22 protein-coding genes are annotated in these 20,643 nt (G+C 39.4%); 12 read left to right on the plus strand and 10 right to left on the minus strand.

Translation table 11 applies throughout. The features are described from left to right. Positions 1-3: 3 nt before the first annotated feature. Positions 4-519 carry a 5-(carboxyamino)imidazole ribonucleotide mutase gene (purE, locus tag ACLBWE_RS18640; RefSeq protein WP_002115451.1) on the minus strand — a complete coding sequence of 172 codons (516 nt, stop codon included), beginning with the start codon at positions 517-519 and terminating at the stop codon, positions 4-6. Between the two features lie 228 nt (positions 520-747). Here purE and ACLBWE_RS18645 point away from each other — a divergent pair, with 228 nt between their 5' ends. After that, on the plus strand, positions 748-1,206 hold the full coding sequence (locus ACLBWE_RS18645; protein ID WP_132068660.1) for a hypothetical protein: 459 nt from the start codon (positions 748-750) through the stop codon (positions 1,204-1,206). Between the two features lie 61 nt (positions 1,207-1,267). Here the strand turns inward: ACLBWE_RS18645 and ACLBWE_RS18650 are convergent, their stop codons facing one another. Next, positions 1,268-1,630 (minus strand): DMT family protein, encoded by a 363-nt coding sequence (locus ACLBWE_RS18650; protein ID WP_080547845.1) that lies wholly within the window; start codon positions 1,628-1,630, stop codon positions 1,268-1,270. A gap of 238 nt (positions 1,631-1,868) precedes the next feature. Between ACLBWE_RS18650 and mpl the strand changes: the two genes are divergently transcribed. After that, positions 1,869-3,242, plus strand: coding sequence for a UDP-N-acetylmuramate:L-alanyl-gamma-D-glutamyl-meso-diaminopimelate ligase (gene mpl / locus ACLBWE_RS18655; protein WP_447604241.1), 1,374 nt, complete (start codon positions 1,869-1,871; stop codon positions 3,240-3,242). A gap of 68 nt (positions 3,243-3,310) precedes the next feature. On the opposite strand, the gene ACLBWE_RS18660 is transcribed toward mpl, so the two are convergent. Continuing rightward, positions 3,311-4,561, minus strand: a complete 1,251-nt coding sequence (locus tag ACLBWE_RS18660; protein WP_427962812.1) for a low temperature requirement protein A — start codon at positions 4,559-4,561, stop codon at positions 3,311-3,313. A 135-nt stretch (positions 4,562-4,696) separates the two neighbouring features. Between ACLBWE_RS18660 and ACLBWE_RS18665 the strand changes: the two genes are divergently transcribed. The 8 genes from ACLBWE_RS18665 to ACLBWE_RS18700 all read left to right on the plus strand — a co-directional run bounded on the left by ACLBWE_RS18665 (position 4,697) and on the right by ACLBWE_RS18700 (position 12,197). Further along, on the plus strand, positions 4,697-5,293 hold the full coding sequence (locus tag ACLBWE_RS18665; protein ID WP_045437741.1) for a phosphatase PAP2 family protein: 597 nt from the start codon (positions 4,697-4,699) through the stop codon (positions 5,291-5,293). Positions 5,294-5,611: 318 nt separating this feature from the next. Then, complete coding sequence (locus tag ACLBWE_RS18670; RefSeq protein WP_447604242.1) at positions 5,612-6,568, plus strand: TerC family protein; 957 nt, start codon at positions 5,612-5,614, stop codon at positions 6,566-6,568. Positions 6,569-6,756: 188 nt separating this feature from the next. Then, positions 6,757-7,116 carry a hypothetical protein gene (locus tag ACLBWE_RS18675; protein WP_056484376.1) on the plus strand — a complete coding sequence of 120 codons (360 nt, stop codon included), beginning with the start codon at positions 6,757-6,759 and terminating at the stop codon, positions 7,114-7,116. Positions 7,117-7,138: 22 nt separating this feature from the next. Further along, positions 7,139-8,299 (plus strand): glutathionylspermidine synthase family protein, encoded by a 1,161-nt coding sequence (locus ACLBWE_RS18680; protein WP_447604243.1) that lies wholly within the window; start codon positions 7,139-7,141, stop codon positions 8,297-8,299. Positions 8,300-8,593: 294 nt separating this feature from the next. Beyond that, positions 8,594-9,649, plus strand: coding sequence for an aromatic ring-hydroxylating dioxygenase subunit alpha (locus ACLBWE_RS18685; RefSeq protein ID WP_348951871.1), 1,056 nt, complete (start codon positions 8,594-8,596; stop codon positions 9,647-9,649). A 56-nt stretch (positions 9,650-9,705) separates the two neighbouring features. Continuing rightward, positions 9,706-11,028 (plus strand): guanine deaminase, encoded by a 1,323-nt coding sequence (gene guaD, locus ACLBWE_RS18690; RefSeq protein WP_348951869.1) that lies wholly within the window; start codon positions 9,706-9,708, stop codon positions 11,026-11,028. A 217-nt stretch (positions 11,029-11,245) separates the two neighbouring features. Further along, positions 11,246-11,773 carry a hypoxanthine phosphoribosyltransferase gene (hpt, locus tag ACLBWE_RS18695; protein WP_004640259.1) on the plus strand — a complete coding sequence of 176 codons (528 nt, stop codon included), beginning with the start codon at positions 11,246-11,248 and terminating at the stop codon, positions 11,771-11,773. 172 nt (positions 11,774-11,945) lie between these two features. Continuing rightward, positions 11,946-12,197: a GlsB/YeaQ/YmgE family stress response membrane protein gene (locus ACLBWE_RS18700; protein WP_045437771.1), complete on the plus strand. Its 252-nt coding sequence runs from the start codon at positions 11,946-11,948 to the stop codon at positions 12,195-12,197. 48 nt (positions 12,198-12,245) lie between these two features. Here ACLBWE_RS18700 and ACLBWE_RS18705 read toward each other — a convergent pair whose 3' ends face one another. Together ACLBWE_RS18705 and dmeF are read right to left on the minus strand one after the other, a co-directional pair. After that, complete coding sequence (locus ACLBWE_RS18705) at positions 12,246-12,944, minus strand: DsbC family protein (protein WP_447604244.1); 699 nt, start codon at positions 12,942-12,944, stop codon at positions 12,246-12,248. A 95-nt stretch (positions 12,945-13,039) separates the two neighbouring features. After that, positions 13,040-14,044, minus strand: a complete 1,005-nt coding sequence (dmeF, locus tag ACLBWE_RS18710; RefSeq protein ID WP_447604245.1) for a CDF family Co(II)/Ni(II) efflux transporter DmeF — start codon at positions 14,042-14,044, stop codon at positions 13,040-13,042. Between the two features lie 57 nt (positions 14,045-14,101). On the opposite strand from dmeF, the gene ACLBWE_RS18715 reads away from it, so the two are divergent. Further along, entirely contained in the window at positions 14,102-14,365 is a 264-nt protein-coding gene (locus ACLBWE_RS18715; protein WP_003656024.1) for a metal/formaldehyde-sensitive transcriptional repressor, read from the plus strand. 49 nt (positions 14,366-14,414) lie between these two features. On the opposite strand, the gene mnmE is transcribed toward ACLBWE_RS18715, so the two are convergent. The 5 genes from mnmE to rpmH all read right to left on the minus strand — a co-directional run bounded on the left by mnmE (position 14,415) and on the right by rpmH (position 18,515). Beyond that, entirely contained in the window at positions 14,415-15,770 is a 1,356-nt protein-coding gene (gene mnmE, locus ACLBWE_RS18720; protein WP_127494847.1) for a tRNA uridine-5-carboxymethylaminomethyl(34) synthesis GTPase MnmE, read from the minus strand. 90 nt (positions 15,771-15,860) lie between these two features. Then, positions 15,861-17,621, minus strand: coding sequence for a membrane protein insertase YidC (gene yidC / locus ACLBWE_RS18725; protein ID WP_005037757.1), 1,761 nt, complete (start codon positions 17,619-17,621; stop codon positions 15,861-15,863). Positions 17,622-17,626: 5 nt separating this feature from the next. Then, positions 17,627-17,947: a membrane protein insertion efficiency factor YidD gene (yidD, locus tag ACLBWE_RS18730; RefSeq protein ID WP_045437783.1), complete on the minus strand. Its 321-nt coding sequence runs from the start codon at positions 17,945-17,947 to the stop codon at positions 17,627-17,629. A 10-nt stretch (positions 17,948-17,957) separates the two neighbouring features. Then, entirely contained in the window at positions 17,958-18,350 is a 393-nt protein-coding gene (gene rnpA, locus ACLBWE_RS18735) for a ribonuclease P protein component (protein ID WP_004640245.1), read from the minus strand. Positions 18,351-18,380: 30 nt separating this feature from the next. Beyond that, positions 18,381-18,515 carry a 50S ribosomal protein L34 gene (rpmH, locus tag ACLBWE_RS18740; RefSeq protein WP_000831329.1) on the minus strand — a complete coding sequence of 45 codons (135 nt, stop codon included), beginning with the start codon at positions 18,513-18,515 and terminating at the stop codon, positions 18,381-18,383. A gap of 682 nt (positions 18,516-19,197) precedes the next feature. Here rpmH and dnaA point away from each other — a divergent pair. Further along, on the plus strand, positions 19,198-20,604 hold the full coding sequence (gene dnaA / locus ACLBWE_RS18745; protein ID WP_004640242.1) for a chromosomal replication initiator protein DnaA: 1,407 nt from the start codon (positions 19,198-19,200) through the stop codon (positions 20,602-20,604). Positions 20,605-20,643 lie beyond the last annotated feature (39 nt).

The raw sequence follows: 20,643 nt of genomic DNA on the forward strand, positions 1-20,643 counted from the left end.
CTCTTACACCTGACCCGGAATATTTTTGCTTGCAACTTTATCAGTTTGCGCAGCACGGAAATCAGCAACATTTTTTGCGATTTCAGGACGAGTTAAACCTAAGATTTGTGCCGCCATAATTGCTGCATTCGTCGCACCTGCTGGACCAATCGCTAAAGTACCTACTGCGATACCAGCTGGCATTTGTACGATTGAAAGCAAAGAATCTACGCCATTTAAAATTGATGATTTAACTGGCACACCTAAAACTGGTAAATCAGTTTTTGCGGCACACATTCCAGGTAAATGCGCTGCACCACCAGCACCAGCAATAATCACTTGAATACCACGATCACGCGCAGTTTCTGCATATTCAAATAAACGATCTGGAGTACGATGAGCAGATACCACTTCCGCTTCAAATGGGACACCAAGCTGTTTAAGCATATTGGCTGTGTTTTCGAGAGTTGCCCAATCAGATTGAGAACCCATAATAATTCCAACGAGAGGTTGAGCGTCTTGTGCTGCGGCCGCATTCATTGCTAATGTTCCAGAGACAAAAGTAAAAGAAGATAAATCTCGACGAGAGCCAAGTTTTAAATGGTTCGGAAGCCCATTATTATAGACTGATTTTTCATCTCACGAAAATTTAACTGACCAGCTCTGCGAATATTTTTAATCTCATAAAAAAATGTCATGGTTTAACAGTGACACATTCTCAAATTTTATTAATATAACGCGCTTAATGAAATCAATAAGAGCTTAATAATGAAAAAATTTCTTGGAGTCGTAACACTCACACTTTGCACAACAACGAGTTACGCGGCCTTAGTAAATTTAAACATCGGTGAATTTCAAAAAACCATTAAAACTTTAAATAAAGAAAAAGGTTATAACGGAGAAATCAAAAGTGGAGCATTAACTGGCAAAGTCCAAGAGAAATTTATCGTCACGGGAACATCTGCTACTGATGAGAGAGAACCAGTTCTTATGACTGGTTATTATCTTGGTGCAACTGAGGCAGGAAATGTATATTCAATTACTGAATATCGAATTTACTGTGACGATCAGACCTATGGTTATGCCATGTCTAATTTTGAGCCGGACGGCGCTTTGAGTACAACCACAACAGACAGTAATTATGCTTTTGACTATGAAGATCCAACGCCAAGAGATCAACAATTTTCTAAAATTCTAAAAAAAGCGTGTAAACACCCAGCAAGATAATCAGGTATTTAGAAAATAATGGCTTGTATAGAATCAATTATTCAATACAAGCCATTGCAAATTATTGGCTTCTAAATACGAAATAAACACAGCCAAATAGACATAACATCGCCCACAAGTAATCCAGTTTAAATGGTTGTTTAAACAAGAAAATCATAAACGGTACAAACACAATCAGCGTAACCACTTCCTGCGTGATCTTCATTTCACCGAGTAACCAGCCTTGAGCACTCAGCATACGAGTAGCAGGAATCATAAAACTGTATTCAAGCAAGGCAATAATCCAACCGAATAAGATCGCTTGCCAGAGTGGGGCATGGTGCAAAAATTTGAGGTGCCCATACCATGCAAGTGTCATAAAACAGTTAGAAATAATTAATAGCGTAAAAGCTAAAACCGTTGGGCTCAAAGGCACATCCCTCATCATCACGATGATTTAAGTATTATTAAAGATACAAAACATTATAAAAGATAAAACTGTAATTCAGCTTAAATACAAAAAATAAAGCTGTACTTTTATAAGGGCCTCAAACACATAGAACAACAACGATTTTTGACTATCTTTTCCCGTTTAGCCTTGCTATCGTTGCTGCCAAATTTATCAATAATGAACGCGCAGACACTTGACGTGCTGTGTATAGAAGCAGTGGAGAAGGCGAGCAATGCATCTGCATATCTTGGGTATTTGTGGCACTTTTATGGGCTCTTTAGCACTTTTAGCTCGTGATTTAGGGCATAAGGTAACCGGTTCCGACTTAAACGTTTACCCGCCAATGTCTACCCAGTTAGAAAATGCAGGTATTACCCTCATGCAAGGCTATGACCGTAGTCATTTGCAGCCTCATCCAGATTTAGTGATTGTTGGAAATGCCATGAAACGTGGTATTGATGCTGTGGAATATATGCTTAACGAAGGTCTGCCATATATTTCTGGTCCACAGTTCCTTGCTGACCATGTTTTACAAGGTAAACATGTAATTGGTGTAGCTGGTACTCACGGTAAAACCACGACTACAACCATGCTGGCTTGGGTACTTGATCAGGCGGGTTTAAACCCAGGCTTTTTAATTGGTGGTGTTCCACTTGGTTTTAGTGAAAGCGCTCGTTTAGGTGGCGGCAAATACTTCTGCGTTGAAGCCGATGAATATGACTCAGCTTTCTTTGATAAGCGCTCTAAGTTTGTTCACTATCACCCAAAAACGGCGATTTTAAACAACCTTGAATTTGACCACGCCGATATTTTTGATGACCTAGCAGCTATTCAAAAGCAGTTCCATCATCTTGTTCGTACCATTCCAAGTGAAGGCCGTATTATTGCGCCAATTACTGAAACTCATATTGATGAAGTACTTGAAATGGGCTGCTGGACACCAGTCATTCGTACAAGTCTAGAAGCAAATGAAAAAGCCGCCTTATCTGCCGAACTCATTTCAATTGATGGCAGCCATTTTAAAGTATTAGAAAATGGCAATATCGTTGGCGAAGTGAAATGGAGCATGACAGGGCAACATAGCGTAGCTAATGCTTTGGCAACGATTGCAGCCGCTCAGCATGTGGGTGTGGCGCTTGAACAAGCTTGTGAAGCTTTGTCTAACTTTGGCGGTGTGAAACGTCGTATGGAGTTGCTTGGCACAGTCAATGATATTGAGGTTTATGATGACTTTGCTCACCATCCAACTGCAATTGACACGACTTTAGATGGTGCACGTAAACGCTTAGGTGAACGCCGTTTATGGGCCATTATCGAACCACGTTCAAACACAATGCGTATGGGGAGCCATAAAGATGGCTTAGCACACTCAGCACGCTTAGCAGACGAAGTCATCTGGTATCAACCAGAAGGTTTAGATTGGGATTTACAACCCGTGATTGAAGCTGCGTCTAACCATGCTCAAGTTAGCCGTTCACTTGATGAAATTATTGAACGTATTGTCAATGAAGCAGGTGAGGGCGATGCCGTCGTGATTATGTCTAATGGTGGCTTTGGTGGATTACATCAAAAATTAATGAATGCATTAAAAGCAAAAGCTGCTTAACTTTTGCTTTTAATTATTCAATAAAAAAACGGGTTTCAAATTGAAACCCGTTTTTTTATTCAGCCGTTTTAAACCTTCTCTGGCTCTATATTTTCTATAAATTTATTAGAAACCATTAAACGTAAACTATAGACAATACCCATCGCAAAAACGCTATATCCCACGTTATTACAAATAAACGGAATACATAAAATGATGAGGGCCGTAATAGGGTAAAACCATTTGCTGATTCCCTCTAAACATTCAAATTCATATAGCACCCAAATGCAGGTGGTATAGAGCACTACACTCACCGCAACGACTATTCCCATATATAAATCGGAAATATGTGCATGATGGGTTGTGACATCCACAGCAGCAGCAAGCGCAGCACCCACCGTAGCAATACTCACAAAAATAAAGTAATGACCATATCCCCATACAAACGGGCGCACACCTTTCAAATGGTGATGCTGTTCACTACGGTCAAAATAAGCCCACCACATCGCGAACATAAGCATTAACCCACCGATCATTAAGAAAACGGCAGGAATATTAATAGATTGAGCAGTCAGCGCATCGCGGATCGCATTAAAGCTACCAATAATTGACTCACCCAACACAATAATCGTAAGCAGGGCATAACGCTCTACAATATGATGTGGATGCCACGGCGTAGGTGAATATTTTTCTGCATAGTAGGGAACAAATAGCTCCATCGCAGCCAGAAATAAAAATAAAGGGGCCGAAAGTACATGGGTAAAATTGGCAACTAACCAACCAATCTGTACCAGTACAATCCCTATTGCATAACGATAAGCCGTAATACGTCGAGCAGGATCGTATTTTGCTGCACGCAACCACTGGGTAACGAGTGCCATTCGCATGATGACATAACCGATGATCATTACGTCAAAATCCTGACTATGAAATACATCGGGAATGCCTGCTGCCATCACCAATGAACCCACAATTTGTACAAAGGTGAGGCATCGATACAACGCATCGTCGTTATCGTAAGCTGAAGCAAACCATGAAAAATTCATCCATGCCCACCACAGCGCAAAAAATACCATCAAGTAGCTTGGTAACGCATGCCATAGATGATTTTCAATAATGGCGTGGTGTAACTGCTGACCTGCTGTTGCAATCGCGACCACAAAAATTAAATCGAACAATAATTCGAGGGGAGTCGCTGCTCTATGCGGCTGTTCTGGATCTCTTGGAGATAAAGGCCTCAAACTTAATTTTTTCTGTTTTTCTTGAGTAGTCATAAAATAACGTTCTCGAATAAAATGCCAACACGTTAGCACTTTAATATCAACGCCCAGATCACGCATTAAAAATTATCGTTCTAAGCTGTTTAATCTTTACTCACAAACAAACTATATTTCATTTTTGTGACAATTCTTTATCAAGACATTAAGCTTAATTCTTTATCATAGCTCACGTTTTTGTTCTCATTTGGAATATGAATGTCTTTAGAAACACTCAACCTTAGCTTATTCCATGTTATTAATGGGGCTCAGGATGCGAGTCAATTTATCATTCGTCTTGCTATCTTTTTTGCTAATGATCTCCTATATATTCTTTTATTCATCCTTACATTTTTATGGTTCTATGGCGACCAAGATTTAAAAAATAGGGTTGTTAAATCTGTCTTTTTGACCTGCGTGTCGCTTTTAGTGGGCTATGTTATTTCTCTGTTTTACCATCACGCAAGACCGTTTGTGATGGGTGTTGGTACTACTTTTATTGAACATGCACCAACGGCATCTTTTCCAAGTAATCATATGCTGATTTTCAGCACTATCGCCCTGTCTTATTTATTTGCTCAGCGCAAACTGATTGGAATAATTCTTCTATCCTTGTCATTTGTCGTGGCATGGTCACGTATTTATTTAGGTGTGCATTTCCCTTTAGATATGTTGGGCGCTTTTATTGTAGCGCTATTGGTAAATACAGCCGGATATTACTTCTGGAATGCCTACGGCACGCGCTTAACCGCATTCTTTATTCACCTTTACCAGATCATATGTAAACCGCTTTTAGATCGAGGTTTAATTAAATAACCCCTAGAACCCTTTTAGTGTTAAAAACCACGAAATTAAGTTCAGTTGCGTAATACTAAAAAATCTGCCATTCTATACGTAGTTGGATATGTTTTATCCAAAACAGAATTTAGTTTGACAAGGGGAGTAGCCTCCTCCAAACATAACAGCAATGTTATGTGTCAGATATCGTCAATACACTTTTATTAAAAAGTCGGTATCTGAGCATCATGAAATTCATGATGTAGGCAAGACCTTGATCATGTTGGCACAGATGTTTAATTCATCTGGCAACGGGTCAAGGTTTTTTTATGCCCAATTGCCGGATGTGGAGGTTTTATGGAATCGATCGGCAATTTATGGCTGTATGTAGCATTCTTTGGCATTGTCATTATCATGCTCCTGATTGACTTTTTAGGCTTTAAGCAAAAGCAAGGTCAGGATGTTTCAATTAAGCAAGCTGCTTACTGGAGCGTGGCGTGGGTGAGTGTCGCAGCGTTATTTGGTGGTGGTTTATGGCTGCATCTACAGCAAACTGCTGGTGTGACCTTAGCAAATCAAAAAACAATGGAATACTTTGCAGGTTACTTGCTTGAAAAGTCGCTCGCAATTGACAACGTTTTCGTCTGGTTAATGATTTTCGCAGCGTTTGCTATCCCAGCTGCACTACAACGTAAAATTTTGCTCTACGGCGTATTAGGCGCAATCGTACTGCGTACTCTCTTTATCTTTATTGGTGCATGGTTTGTTCAAGAATTCTCTTGGGTGCTTTATATCTTCGGTGCATTCTTGGTATACACAGGCTTTAAGTTCTTAAAAGGTCAAGAAGAAGAAACCAATATTGAAGATATCAAAGTTTTAAAATGGTTACGTAAGCACATGCGTATTACTCCGCAGCTTGAAGGTGACAAATTCTTTGTACGTCAAAATGGTTTATTGTGGGCAACGCCGTTATTTCTAGTTTTGATTTTGGTTGAAGCTTCTGACGTTATTTTCGCGGTAGATTCTATTCCAGCTATTTTTGCGGTAACTAGCGATCCGTTTATTGTTTTAACAGCGAACTTAATGGCAATTTTAGGTTTACGCGCAATGTTCTTCTTGCTTGCTGGCGCTGCAACCAAACTGCATTACTTACCATACGGCTTAGGCATCATTTTATTGTTCATTGGTGCAAAAATGTTGTTGCTTGATGTATTCCACATGCCAATCTGGATCTCGTTAAGCTTTATCGTAATAGTGTTAGCAATTACTGCTTATCTATCCTTACGACACAACAAAAAGCAGTTACAGTCTTAATTCATCAAAACAAGGCATCTACAAGCGAGATGCCTTGTGCTTTAAATTTTAAAAATAAGCTGTACTTTAAAAAAACAGATTAATATTATATGCCAACTTAAAATTTATCTTTCCTAATCAGAAACATAATAGACAATATCTAGTCGACATTGTATGTCGAACATACTTATTAAAATGTGTGGGGGCTCATGCGTTCTAAAAAAATTAATCTTGTCGTGGTGCCTTTATTGCTCACGGCATGTAGTCATAATGATGGTCCTTTAGTACAAGATGTATATAACAACCAATATGACTGTGCTCGCGACTGGAATACTGAAACTTGTGAAGAAGAAAATAGCTCAAGTGGACATAGTTCTGGTTCAGGCCATTATTTAGGACCTGCGTATTATCGAAATAACCGAGAAGTTTCTTATCACGGCAATACCTTACACCCTTATAGCAACTTGAGTGCTGGTCGCCCCATCATTTCAACCACGGCGAAAAGCTCGTCTTTTTCATCGCCAATTCGAGGTGGTTTTGGCCGTAGCGGTTTTTCTTTCGGCGGCTAAGTCATTCAGGCATTAACATAAGATGAAAAGAAAAATCTTTACTCCACGCCCAGACTGGCAAGTGGAGCATCAAAATATTGGTTTTGATTACTTTAATTTACCTTCTCTCGATGGCTCAATTTACTGGTCTGAAGGAGTTGCTTACGAGTTTACCCTTAAGCAGATTGAACAACTTGAAGATGCAGCAAATGAACTGCATCAAATGTGTTTATCTGTTGTAGGAGAACTCATTCAACGGGGTGACTATCCTGCTTATTTTCAAATTCCCGAAGTAGCCTTAAGCCATATTGAAAGCTCATGGAAACAAAATGCACCAATGCTCTATGGTCGCTTTGATTTCGCCTACGATGGGCGAAATATCAAAATGCTGGAATACAACGCCGATACACCTACCGGCTTACTAGAAGCATCTGTAGCGCAGTGGCTGTGGATAGAACAAGTCTCAGGCATTGCGAACCGAGACCAGTTCAATAGCATTCATGAAGACCTGATTAAACGCTGGAAGACGATTTTACCGCGCGGTAGTCATGTGCATTTTGCTGCCTGTCAGGAAGCTGGACGGGAAGACTGGGGCAATTTAGAGTATTTGATGGATACAGCCTACCAAGCTCATCTACAAGTTTCTGAACTCTCTATGGAAAATATTGGCTGGAATGGACAAGATTTTGTTGATCTTAATAATCGCACCATTCAAAACCTGTTCAAGCTCTATCCATGGGAATGGATCTGGGAAGAAGCATTTTCTCAATATATCCACCCACAAACCCAGTGGATTGAACCTTGTTGGAAAATGCTACTTTCAAATAAAGCAATTCTGGTTGAGCTTTGGAAACGTTATCCCAACCATCCTTTATTGGTCGAAACTCATACTTATGACCCACAGCAAACATTGGCTGGCAAATGGGTGAAAAAACCGATTTTGGCAAGGGAAGGGGCTAATATTCGGGTTTTACAAGATGGCCATGACCAAGGTGCAGCTTCTGGTAGTTTCTATTTTGATGACTATGACAAATATGGGTATGTCGTACAAAAATGGGTAGATACCCCTTTATTTTCAGGACAACTCCCTACACTTGGATTATGGATGGTCGGTCATCAATGCGCAGGTATGTCTATTCGTGAAGATTGCTACGACATTATCGGTAATGATGCTCACTTTGCAGCGCACTACTTTGTAGAGTAATCACCCCCCATTAAACATATATAAAAGAGCTCTTAAATAGAGCTTTTTTAATGTGCCTCATTTGCTCTCATAGAGTGCGTTTTAGGTTCATCTTGAAAAACCAATTCAAGCTTCTAAAGATAAATTAGAACAAATATTCAAAAATATAGTCTTTCAACCTTATGTAATTTAAAAATTTTATTCAATTTTTTATATTAAAAACTCATATTGGCAAGCTCTTTGCATCTCCTAAAAAGAAAAAAGCCTAGATTTTAAGGGCTCGTGAGAGCCCTAATTTTTTTAAGGAGTAATGCCATGAATGCTATCCCAACTTTAACGCCACTTGCTATGCCATGTAACAGCAGTTTTGATGCAAAAGATTGGGAAATTTTATCTACTCACTGGTATCCGGTTGCTCGTATTCAAGACGTCTCTACTGCACCCCAGCGAGTGACACTATTAGACGTGAATATGGCCCTGTATGAGACAGAAAGTGGTGAAATTCATCTGGTCCGAGATATTTGCCCCCATCGTGGTGTGCCTTTAACCAAAGGATGGGTAGACGGTGAGGAAATTGTTTGTCCTTATCATGGTCTACGCTATAACACTGAAGGGAAATGTACCCAAATACCAGCTCAACCCGAACTAACCAAGATCTCTGATCGTTTTTCTCTGACCAAATTTCCAGTTATTCAACGTTATGGCCTTATTTGGACCAGTATTCATGGTCATGATGTTGCACAAGCCAATATTCCAGTATTAGATACTTGGAATCAGACAGAGCATCAAACAATTTTGCCACCATTTGTCGATATTGGCGGTTCTAGCGGACGTCAACTTGAAGGTTTTATCGATGTCGCTCATTTTGCTTGGGTACATCACAATGCCTTTGCAAATCGCGATAATCCCATCGTCCCTAAATATCATACTGAACGTACCAACTACGGCTTAAAAACGGTCTATATCAGTAATGTTAGTAACTATCCGCATGAATTAAAACATCTCGAACCAGAAGGCTTTTTGTGGAAACGCACCTTTGATGTTTATCCACCTTTTTCAGCCGTGCTTACGGTCGATTTTCCAGAAGGCGGTGTTTTAAAAATCTTGAACGCCTGTTGTCCTATCTCAAGTAATAAAACTCGTTTATTTGTTCCCTTAACCCGTAACTTTGATCAAACAGGTGATTTAGAAAAAGTATATGCATTTAATGCCCAAATTTTTGCTGAAGACCAAGACATGGTCGAATCACAAAAACCAGAAGAACTCCCGCTAGATTTAATGATGGAAGCTCATTTTGAAGCTGACCGTTCATCAACGACTTATCGTCGGATCTTGGCTGAATGGGGACTAAGTAAACGTTATACCGTTTAAATCTTGGTTAACTGGGGTACAATCAACCGAAAAAAGTGAAAATATAAAGGCTTTCCATGTCATTGATCGCAAATACCACCGTTGTGCGTGGTCGTTTTTTAGATATTCAGCAAACTGTCTCTGAGCCAACTGATATTCCAAATCAAGTACGTTATTTGGAAGATGGTGTATTGATTAGTGAACATGGAAAAATCAAATGGTTTGGTTCATGGGATGAAGCTCAAGAGCATCTTCCTGCTGGGGTTGAAGTTCAACATTACCCAGAACAATTGATTGTACCCGGCTTTATTGATACCCATATCCACTTCCCGCAAACCGAAATGGTTGGAGCATACGGCGAACAACTTTTAAGCTGGCTCAATACCTATACATTTCCAACTGAAATCCAGTTTCAGGACAAAGCATATGCAAGTGAAATTGCCCAGTTCTTTGTTCAAGAACTCTTAAAACACGGTACAACCACCGCTCTCGTTTTCTGTACAGTTCACCCTGAGTCTGTTGATGCTTTATTTGAAGCCGCAGAACACGTTCAGATGCGTTTAATTGCCGGTAAGGTTCTCATGGACCGTCATGCACCTGAAGCACTGTGTGACACACCAGAAACAGCTTACAGCGACACAAAAGCACTCATTGAAAAATGGCATGGCAAGGGTCGTGCACTTTATGCGATTACACCACGTTTTGCACCAACCTCTACACCTGAGCAATTAGAAAGAGCAGGGCAGTTAAAGCAAGAATTTCCTGATGTTTATGTACATACACATTTAAGCGAAAACAAAGATGAAATTGATTGGGTGAAATCTTTATTTCCAGAACAGACTGGTTATTTAGATGTTTATCAACATTATGGCCTTACTGGTAAGCGCTCCGTGTTTGCTCATTGCGTTCACCTAGAAGACGAAGAATGGCAATGCATGCATGATACACAATCCGCTATCGCATTTTGTCCAACTTCAAACCTGTTCTTAGGTAGTGGTTTATTTCCATTGAAAAAAACATGGGAAAAACAAGTGAAAGTTGGCTTAGGTACAGATATCGGTGCAGGTACATCATTTAGTTTGCTTCAAACAGTTAACGAAGCCTATAAGGTTCAGCAATTACAAGGCGATAAACTTTCAGCTTATGAAGCGCTCTATCATGCAACTTTAGGTGGAGCAAAAGCGCTTGACCTGCAAGATCAACTAGGAAACTTCAACATCGGTAAAGAAGCAGATTTTGTTGTCTTGAATCTTAAGCCAACAGCATTACAGCAACTGCGCCAGTCTAAATCCAAATCTGTTGAAGATTCCCTGTTTGCATTATTCACGTTAGGTGATGACCGAAATATTGAGGCGACTTATATTTATGGAAAACGTGCTTATCAAAAAGAAACAGCCTAAACAAAATCGTGCTGTTAAGTTTTTGTTATTATTTGGAATATGCGCACTAGCATTAAAGCGTGATCGACATATTGCTCAAAATGATAAAATTTCTGACTTATCAAAGGGTGCATGAAAAGTCATTTTGCTTTAAAATTTTACCATTAACTCAGATTTTAGAGGTGTTGCAGGTCAACACCTTTTTTATTTTTTCTTTTATATCTTGTAGGAATCTGACATGACTGTTGCAATGAGCATCATGATTTCAACCGAAGAAATTCAAGCAAAAGTCAAAGAGCTCGGCGAGCAAATTAACGCTCACTATGCAAATAGTGACAAAGAGTTGGTCCTGATTGGGCTACTGCGTGGTTCTGTTATTTTCATGGCAGACTTATGCCGCACGATTACCAAACCGCATGAACTCGACTTTATGACAGTGTCTAGCTACGGCGGCGGTACAACTTCAAGTCGAGATGTTAAAATCTTAAAAGATCTTGATGGTGAAATTCGCGGTAAAGATGTGTTGGTAGTTGAAGATATTATCGACTCAGGTAATACCTTAAGCAAAGTTATGGAAATGTTGCAAACTCGAGATCCAAATTCAATTCAATTGTGCACATTGGTGAGTAAACCATCTCGCCGTGAAATTGATCTTGAAGTTAAATTTTTAGGTTTTGAAGTTGAAGATAAGTTTATTGTTGGTTACGGCTTAGACTACGACCAAAAATATCGCCACTTACCATTTATTGGTGAAATTGGTTTATAAATTTCAAAAAAATAGCACTGAAAGGTGCTATTTTTTTATATAACGTTTTAGTTTTGAACAAAAAAGACACAAAAATTCGCAATCTGCTACAGACAAACTAGCAGGCTCTGAAGCACGATAGAATATGAAGCAAAATCATTAACTTCACCAAAAAAACAACTGGAGAACAAATATGTGGTCACTTATTGTTGCTATTGTGGTTGGTTTCTTTGCTGGTTTAATCGCTCGTGCCTTACATCCTGGCGATGATAAAGCAGGTTTTATCGTAACAACCCTCATCGGTATTGCAGGTTCACTTCTAGCTACCTATGGCGGACGATTACTGGGGCTTTACGGAGAAAATTCAGCGGCGGGCTTTATCGCATCTGTTATTGGCGCAGTGCTTATTCTCTTTATTTACAATTTAATTGCACGGAAAAGTTAATTCGTTTTAGGCAATAAAAAAGCACCGAATGGTGCTTTTTTATCTATTTTATAAACCTAACTCTTTCCAAACGGCTTGAATTTCTTCTGCAGAACGAGCACCTACCAGTTTAAAACCATTTGCAAAAATCAGGGTAGGGGTGCCATTAAAACCTAATCTCTTTCCAAGCTCTAAATTACGGTCAATTGGATTAGCGCAGCTCGTAACTGTGGGTTTACCCCCTTGCTGAATCAGTTTTTTCCAAGAGTATGATTGGTTCGGCGCACACCATACTTGTCTAGAAACCACAATAGACTGCGGTTTTAAAGGATAAATAAACGTATAAATTGTCGCATCTTTCAGCTTATCGAGTTCAGGTTCAAGCTGTTTACAATAAGGACAGTTGGGGTCAGAAAATACTGCTAAAACATGCTGTCCATTACCTTTAACCGTTTTAATCGCATCTTTTAAAGGCAGTTGTTTCCAATCAATTGAGTTCTGCCCTAGAACTAGATCTTTAGTCAAATTCTTCTGATCTTTTAACCGGATCATAGAACCAACAAACATATGCTGACCATCTTCGCCCACATAGATGATTTGTTGATCCAGATTAGCGCTATATAAACCTTGCATTTCGGTTTTCTGAATATTGCTAATTTTTAAATTAGGATATTGTTTTTTAATATTTTCTCTGACTGAGTCCACATTAGCGAAACTCAAACTCGCCGTTAAGCTAAATAATGCCAATATTCCTAATTTTTTAAGCATAAAACCAACTCATAGGTAGGAGAGAAGCTCATTTTAATCAGTTCAGCTCATGAAAACAGAACTGCTTACCGAGTTATAACCAAAATCCCACTTAGTTATGCCAATGTTTCACGTGGAACATAAGCAGGTTTTAAATCGTTAATTTCTACCGAAATATGGACGATTTCATCATGAATCGATAAAGCATGACGGATCTGGTCTGCTGTTAAGGAAACATCATCAGTTTCGAGCGCCAAAATACAAGAAAACTTGCCTTTTGCGACTTTCCAGACATGAATATCTGTAATTTCGATGTGTTTAGGAAATTCAGCAATCACTTCACGAATTTCTTCAACCACAGGATGATCCATTTCTGCATCCAGAAGGGTTTTTCCTGTCTCTTTGATTAACCCAAGAGACCATTTTGCAACCAAAATAGCACCTAAAATTCCTAAAAGTGCATCTAAAAAGTCCCAGCCAAAATATTTACCCGCACAAAGCGCAATAATTGCAAAAACGGAGGTCACAGCATCTGCAACCACATGTAAAAATGCGGCTTTTTGGTTTAAATCGTGGTGGTGATCCCCATGCTCGTGATGGTGATGGTGATGGTGATGGTGATGGTGATGGTGATGGTGATGGTGATGGTGATGGTGATGGTGATGGTGACCATTATCATGAAGTAACCACGCACAAATCAAGTTAATTACTAAACCTAAAATTGCAATCGGAATAGCTTCATTATAAAAAATCTCAACCGGATTAAATAAACGCTGAACCGACTGAAATGCCATAAAAATAGCCACAACCATAAGCAAAATTGCGCTGCTATAACCCGCTAAAATCTCGATTTTCCAGGTTCCAAAGCTAAAACGGTGATCTTTTGAATAATGACGGGCCGCACGATAGGCAAAGTAGGCTAAACCGAGTGCCAACATGTGCGAACTCATATGCCAACCATCAGCTAATAATGCCATTGAGTTAAAGAACCACCCACCAAATACTTCTAACACCATCATGGACGCCGTTAAAATGGTTGCAATCAAAATACGTTTTTGTGCAAGTGGATTTCCCTCATCAAACTGATGTTGATGATGACGTGATACACTATGATCCTGCATAAAATTTAAACCCAATATACTCCCTACCAGTATATTGAATTATACAAGAGAACACAGATGAGTCACATTGGTCAGGATAAAAAAATACTTAATCGTGTAAAACGACTAAAAGGACAAATTAACAGTATCGAGCATGCCGTTGAACAGTCGGATCTTTCATGCATAGAAATACTGCAACAAGTTGCCGCAATTAAAGGTGCGATAAACGGTTTGATGAGTGAATTGATGGAACAGCATTTACATCATCATGTGCTCAAAGAAGCACAAGTTGATCAGAATGAATTAGATGAGTTTTTAAAGGTTCTAAAAAGATACGGTTAACGAGGTTACTGAATGACACACTCCTGTGCATCATTCAGAATTTTTTTAATTATTTTCCAATACAAAATGAACCAAAGATTTTGCCTAACAGGTCATCGGCGCTAAAGTCACCTGTAATTTCACCTAAAGCATTCTGAGCAAGACGTAATGATTCAGCAACGAGTTCACCTGCATTAAATACCACAAGTTGCTCATGTGCCTCTGAGAGGTAGAGCTGTGTGCGCTTCATTGCGTCTAAATGACGCGTTCTCGCAATAAAGGTGTCTTCCTCAGGATGAAAGCCTGCATGCGCTGTAATCGCCTCTACGAGGCCTTGTACACCCATCTCTTGTTTTGCAGAAACGGTAATATGACGGAATCCTTGAAAATCACTTATTTCAGCTAATTGACCAGTTAAATCGCATTTATTACCAATTAACATCAAGCGACGCGGCTCAATATGTTCAGCAAAATATTCTTGAGCGAGTTTTAATGGATCATCACCTTGATTTAAGTCATAAACCAACAATAACAAATCAGCTTGTTCAATTTCCTTAATCGCACGTCGAATCCCTTCTTTTTCAACGATATCACCCGTTTCACGAAGGCCCGCAGTGTCTGTTAAGGTGATTGGTAAGCCATTTAAACTAATTTTTTCATGCAAAACATCGCGGGTTGTACCAGCAATGTCCGTCACAATAGCTCGCTCAACGCCAGCAAGCGCATTCAACAAGCTCGATTTACCCGCATTTGGTTTACCGGCAATAACGACTTGTAAACCTTCACGTAATAATTGACCTTGTCGTGCAGATGTTTGAACGGCATGTACCGACTGCTGAACATTTTCAAGTAAAGCTAAAATTTTACCATCTGCCAAGAAATCGATTTCTTCTTCAGGAAAATCAATTGCTGCTTCCACATGTAAGCGTAAATGGATTAGTTTTTCTAAAACGGTATTAATTTTGGTCGAAAAAGCGCCTTGTAAAGAGCGAACAGCAGAACGTGCAGCAGCTTGCGATGTTGCATCAATCAAATCGGCAATGGCTTCTGCTTGAACCAAGTCCATCTTGCCATTTTCAAAAGCGCGCATGGAGAATTCACCAGCTTTTGCAGCAATTGCACCAAGCTCAAATAGACGACCAAGTAAGGCATTCTGAATGACTGGACCGCCATGCCCTTGTAGCTCTACAACATCTTCACCTGTAAACGAATGAGGATTTGGAAAACATAAAACAATCCCTTCATCCATAATGCTTCCATCAGCATCATAAAACTTACGAAAACCAGCCATACGTGCTTCAGGTAAGTTTTTTTGTGTCAGGTTTTGAGCAATTTCATAAGCCTTAGGTCCCGATAGGCGAATCACGCCCACACCACCACGCCCTGGTGGCGTTGCAATTGCGGCAATCGTGGTTTGACTTTGCATATTATTCACCTAAAAACCTAAAATCCAGCCAAAGAAAAATCCGCCTAAGATTACCATCTTAAGCGGATTTATTCAGCAAAAGTTCAACGATTAAGATGCTGATTCAGTCTTACTTAAACGACTTTTCTCAACGCTCTTATTAATAAACGACTGCTGTAAAATAGTAATACTGTTGTTCACAATCCAGTACAACACGAGACCTGCAGGGAAGAACAGCATAAATACCGTGAACATAATCGGCATAATGCGGAACACTTTTGCCTGCATTGGGTCAGCTGGTTGTGGGTTCAACATTTGCTGTGCAAACATGGTAGCACCCATGATTAATGGCAAGATGAACCAAGGATCCATTGCTGACAAGTCTTGAATCCAGCCTAACCATGGTGCATGACGTAATTCCACACTTTCCATGAGTACCCAGTACAAGGCAAGGAAAATTGGCATTTGTAGCAACAATGGTAAACAACCTGAAAGCGGATTCACTTGTTCACGTTTGTATAAAGCCATCATTTCTTGCGAGAAGCGCATACGGTCTTCACCGAACTCTTCTTTCATGCGTTGCATTTCTGGTGCAATCACACGCATTTTCGCCATAGAACGATAACTTTTTGAAGATAAAGGCCACAAAATCATCTTCACCATAACGGTAAGTAAGATGATTGACCATCCCCAGTTGCCCACAATGCTATGGAAGAATTGAAGACCTAAGAACAATAACTTGGCAATCGGCCATAACCAGCCATAATCAACAGTCTGATTCAAACCAACCGCTAAATCTTTTAATTCAGCTTGAACTTTAGGACCTGAATAAAGTTTTGCGTCCACTTCCATTGAAGTGCCTGCTGGAACATTAATCACTGGTGAGGTAAAACCAATGATATTCATATGATCAGCAGATTGACGAGATTCAAGTTTAGCTACATAAGGCTGACCATTCGCTTGAGTCAGTTTAAGATTCCCAGGAATCCAAGCACTTACAAAATAATGCTGAACAATCGCAACCCATCCACCTTTAGCTTCAGTGCTTACTTTTTCTTCTGAGAAATTAGCAAACTTCAGCTTATTGTAATGTGACTCAGGCGTCCCCCAAGCTCCACCTAAGAAAGTTCCTAGAGTGAAAATACCTTGAGAAGATTTACCAGGATCGTCAGAGTTATCACGCTTTAATTGTCCAAACATCTGACCTTGCCAGCTTTGTTGGCTACGGTTAATAACTTGATGTCTTACAACAATTGGATATTGCCCTTGGGTAAAAGTAAAAGTTTTAATAATTTCAACGCCTTCCGGTGTTTTAAATACCATCGGAACGTTTAAAACTTTTTCAGATTGACCCTTTTGATCCTGTACACCCTTAGCATCAGCCAAAGTATATGATGTTTTTTCAACAGCATATAATGGACGACCACCACGACTACTATCTGGTCCATTCAAACCAATTAAGCCAGATTGAGCAACATAAGTACGCTTAGAATCATTTTCAAGCATAACAAATGGCTGATCGCTGTCTTTGCTTTTGTCGTGTGAGAGTAATTCAATACGAACAATATCACCACCTTTTGGATTGATCCAAATATGGTAAAGGTCAGTTTGTACTGAAATAAGCTGTTGATTCACAGGTGCAGTTGCATCTGTGGTTTGTGACTGCGCAATATTTGCTTGTGGCACATCGGAAGCCACTGTTGCATTTTTAGCATTTGGCAAATCAGCAGATACTTCATGTGAACTTACAGCCGCCGCTTGTTTTTGCGGTGCAGTTGCAGCATTTCCATAATCTTTTTGCCAAGCCAAAATGAGCAAATATGCGGTGACAAACATGGCCCCGAGAATTGCAAACCTGGCCCATTGTTGCATATCTATTACCCCAAATGGTTAGAGAGATTTTGCTTCAGTAAACGATCACGAAAGGGTACAGCAACATGATGCGTTTGAGAATCTATTTGATGAAACGAAATAAAACGAATTGCTTTTGGCGGTACCGGATCATATCCAGATCCTCCCCACGGATGACAACGACAAATCCGTTTAGAAGATAGCCAAACGCCTTTTATCGCACCATGAGTTTGCAATGCTTCTATCGCATATTGGGAACAAGTCGGGATATAACGACAACGGGGTCCAAGAAGCGGACTAATCGCAATTTGATACAGTCGAATCAACCAACGTAGAAAACTAACCATTGGCTATCTCTTAATTCTGCGAGGTTGTGCCAACTTTAGAATGTTTTTTTGCTAAGCGCTGTAATTTTTGCCAAGCAAAATCTAATTGTTGATATAGCTCAGCATTCGTAATCGTTTCTATACCAACTTTTGGCATTACCACAATATCTATGTCTGATCCAAAATTCGGCTGATGTAGACGAAAGCTCTCACGAGCAAGACGTTTTATTCGATTTCTTTCATGTGCACGGCGCACTTTTTTCTTAGCAACAACAATACCCAAACGGCTATTAGGCTGTTCGGTTAATTTTGCAAGAAATAAAAAATGGGGTTGATGCACTTTAAAAAGCGCACCATCGAATACACTTTTATAATCTGCAGCACAGCGTATTCGCACATCTGTGCTAAAATTGTAAAGTGTCATCACACCCAAGTCTGGTCAGCGTAACAGTAATTAAACAGTTAAGCTATGACGACCTTTTGCACGACGACGAGCTAATACTTGACGACCAGCTTTAGTTGCCATACGAGCGCGGAAGCCATGAACGCGTTTACGCTTTAATTCAGATGGCTGGAAAGTACGTTTCATATCGAAACTCCCAAAAATGATCTTTCTATAAAGGTCCGCGATTTTATTGTGCAATGTTTACGCTGTCAATGAAAAACCAAGAAAGTTTTGTATTTAACCCAAATTTTTAATCTCTCTACTTCTTTTTTATGATTTTCATAATTCAGTGCAATATATAGTTTTTAAAGTTATACACAAAGTAATTGTCTATTTTTATTAGAGCTTTTATTATATACACACCTTATATACATACTTATCAACAAAACAAGATATCATCTTGGCTTTGATTTGCTGCATTTGAATTTAAATTCATATTTTGTAGTTATCCACAAAAGATCACACCCCTATTAAATAAATTCAAATTTTAAAATTTATATTTATTCTTATTAGGAGCTACTTTTTCTGTGGATTTCGCACTTTTAAATTTAAAAAACATGTATTTGGGTTGTTGATAACTCTGTTTCTATTATATTTATGGATTGTGGATAAGTTTATGTGATAATTTATCCACAGGTTGTGCAAAAAGTTATACACAAGTGGTTTTGAATTTAAATTTATTCACAAGAGATTTCTTTTTAGGCAAAATCAGTCGAATTCGTCATGACAGATGTGGATAACTTGGTTAGAATGGCGACCCCTTCTTATCAGGAAGGGTTAATCTTTAGATTATTTGAATTTAAAAATGCAGAAATAGGGGATACACATGCTTTGGACAGACTGCTTAACTCGCTTGCGACAAGAGCTCTCTGATAACGTCTTTGCGATGTGGATTCGCCCATTAGTTGCTGAAGAAGTAGAAGGAATACTACGTCTCTATGCTCCTAACCCTTATTGGACGCGTTACATTCAAGAGAACCATTTAGAATTAATTTCTATATTGGCTGAGCAGTTGTCAGAAGGGCGTGTCCGTCAGGTTGAGATTTTAGTTGATTCTCGTCCTGGGAGTATTTTGTCATCTGCTGAACAACCAGCAACCACTACTGCTGCTTTGCAATCTGCGCCACCACAAAGTATTAAAGTAAAAAAAGAGCCCGAGTCTGTTTCTAGTCCTCATACGAATAGTGTGGTCAACCCTAAAACAGCGAAAAAAAAGCTACTCAATCCTCAGTTTACTTTTTCTTTATTTGTTGAAGGCCGTTCGAACCAGATGGCTGCTGAAACATGTAGAAAAGTATTAACTCAATTAGGCGCTTCACAGCATAACCCTTTGTTTTTATATGGCCCCACAGGGCTAGGTAAGACTCACTTAATGCAGGCAGTTGGCAATGCTTTACTACAAGCCAAACCTAATGCCCGTGTGATGTATATGACTTCTGAGAGTTTTGTTCAGGATTTTGTGAGTTCTTTACAAAAAGGCAAAGTAGAAGAGTTTAAGAAAAACTGCCGTTCTTTAGATTTATTATTGGTCGATGATATTCATCTCTTAGCAGGTAAAGAGGCGAGTTTAGTTGAATTCTTCTATACATTTAATGCTTTACTTGATGAATCTAAACAAATTATTTTAACTTCAGACCGTTATCCAAAAGAGTTAACAGAGTTAGATCCGCGTTTGGTTTCCCGTTTTTCTTGGGGACTTTCAGTAGGTGTTGAACCACCAGATATTGAAACTCGTATCGAAATTTTATTAAAGAAAGCGGAAAATAGCGGCGTTGATTTACCTCGAAATTGTGCATTATTTATTGCACAACAAGTTGTTGCGAACGTGCGTGAACTTGAAGGGGCACTTAATAAAGTTGTTGCAATTTCCCGTTTTAAAGGTGCACCAATCGATCTTGATGTGGTTCGTGAGTCTTTAAAAGATGTGTTGGCGATCCGTGCACGAACAATTAGTGTAGAAAATATCCAGCGTGTGGTTAGTGAATATTTCCGTATCCCATTAAAAGAATTAGTGGGGCCAAAACGTACACGAATTTATGCTCGACCACGTCAATTGGCAATGGGACTTGCTCGTGAGTTGACCGGTGATAGTTTTCCAGAAATTGGAATGGCTTTTGGTGGACGAGACCACAGTACAGTGATGCACGCTTGTGAAAAAGTAGCAAGCCTGCGAGAAGAAGATCCAATTTTTGATGAAGATTATAAAAATCTACTGCGTCTACTTCAGAGTTAATGAAATGATAAGACCTTGTTGCAAAGTCTACGTAAGTGC

Source organism: Acinetobacter sp. M5A5_2a (assembly GCF_053345265.1).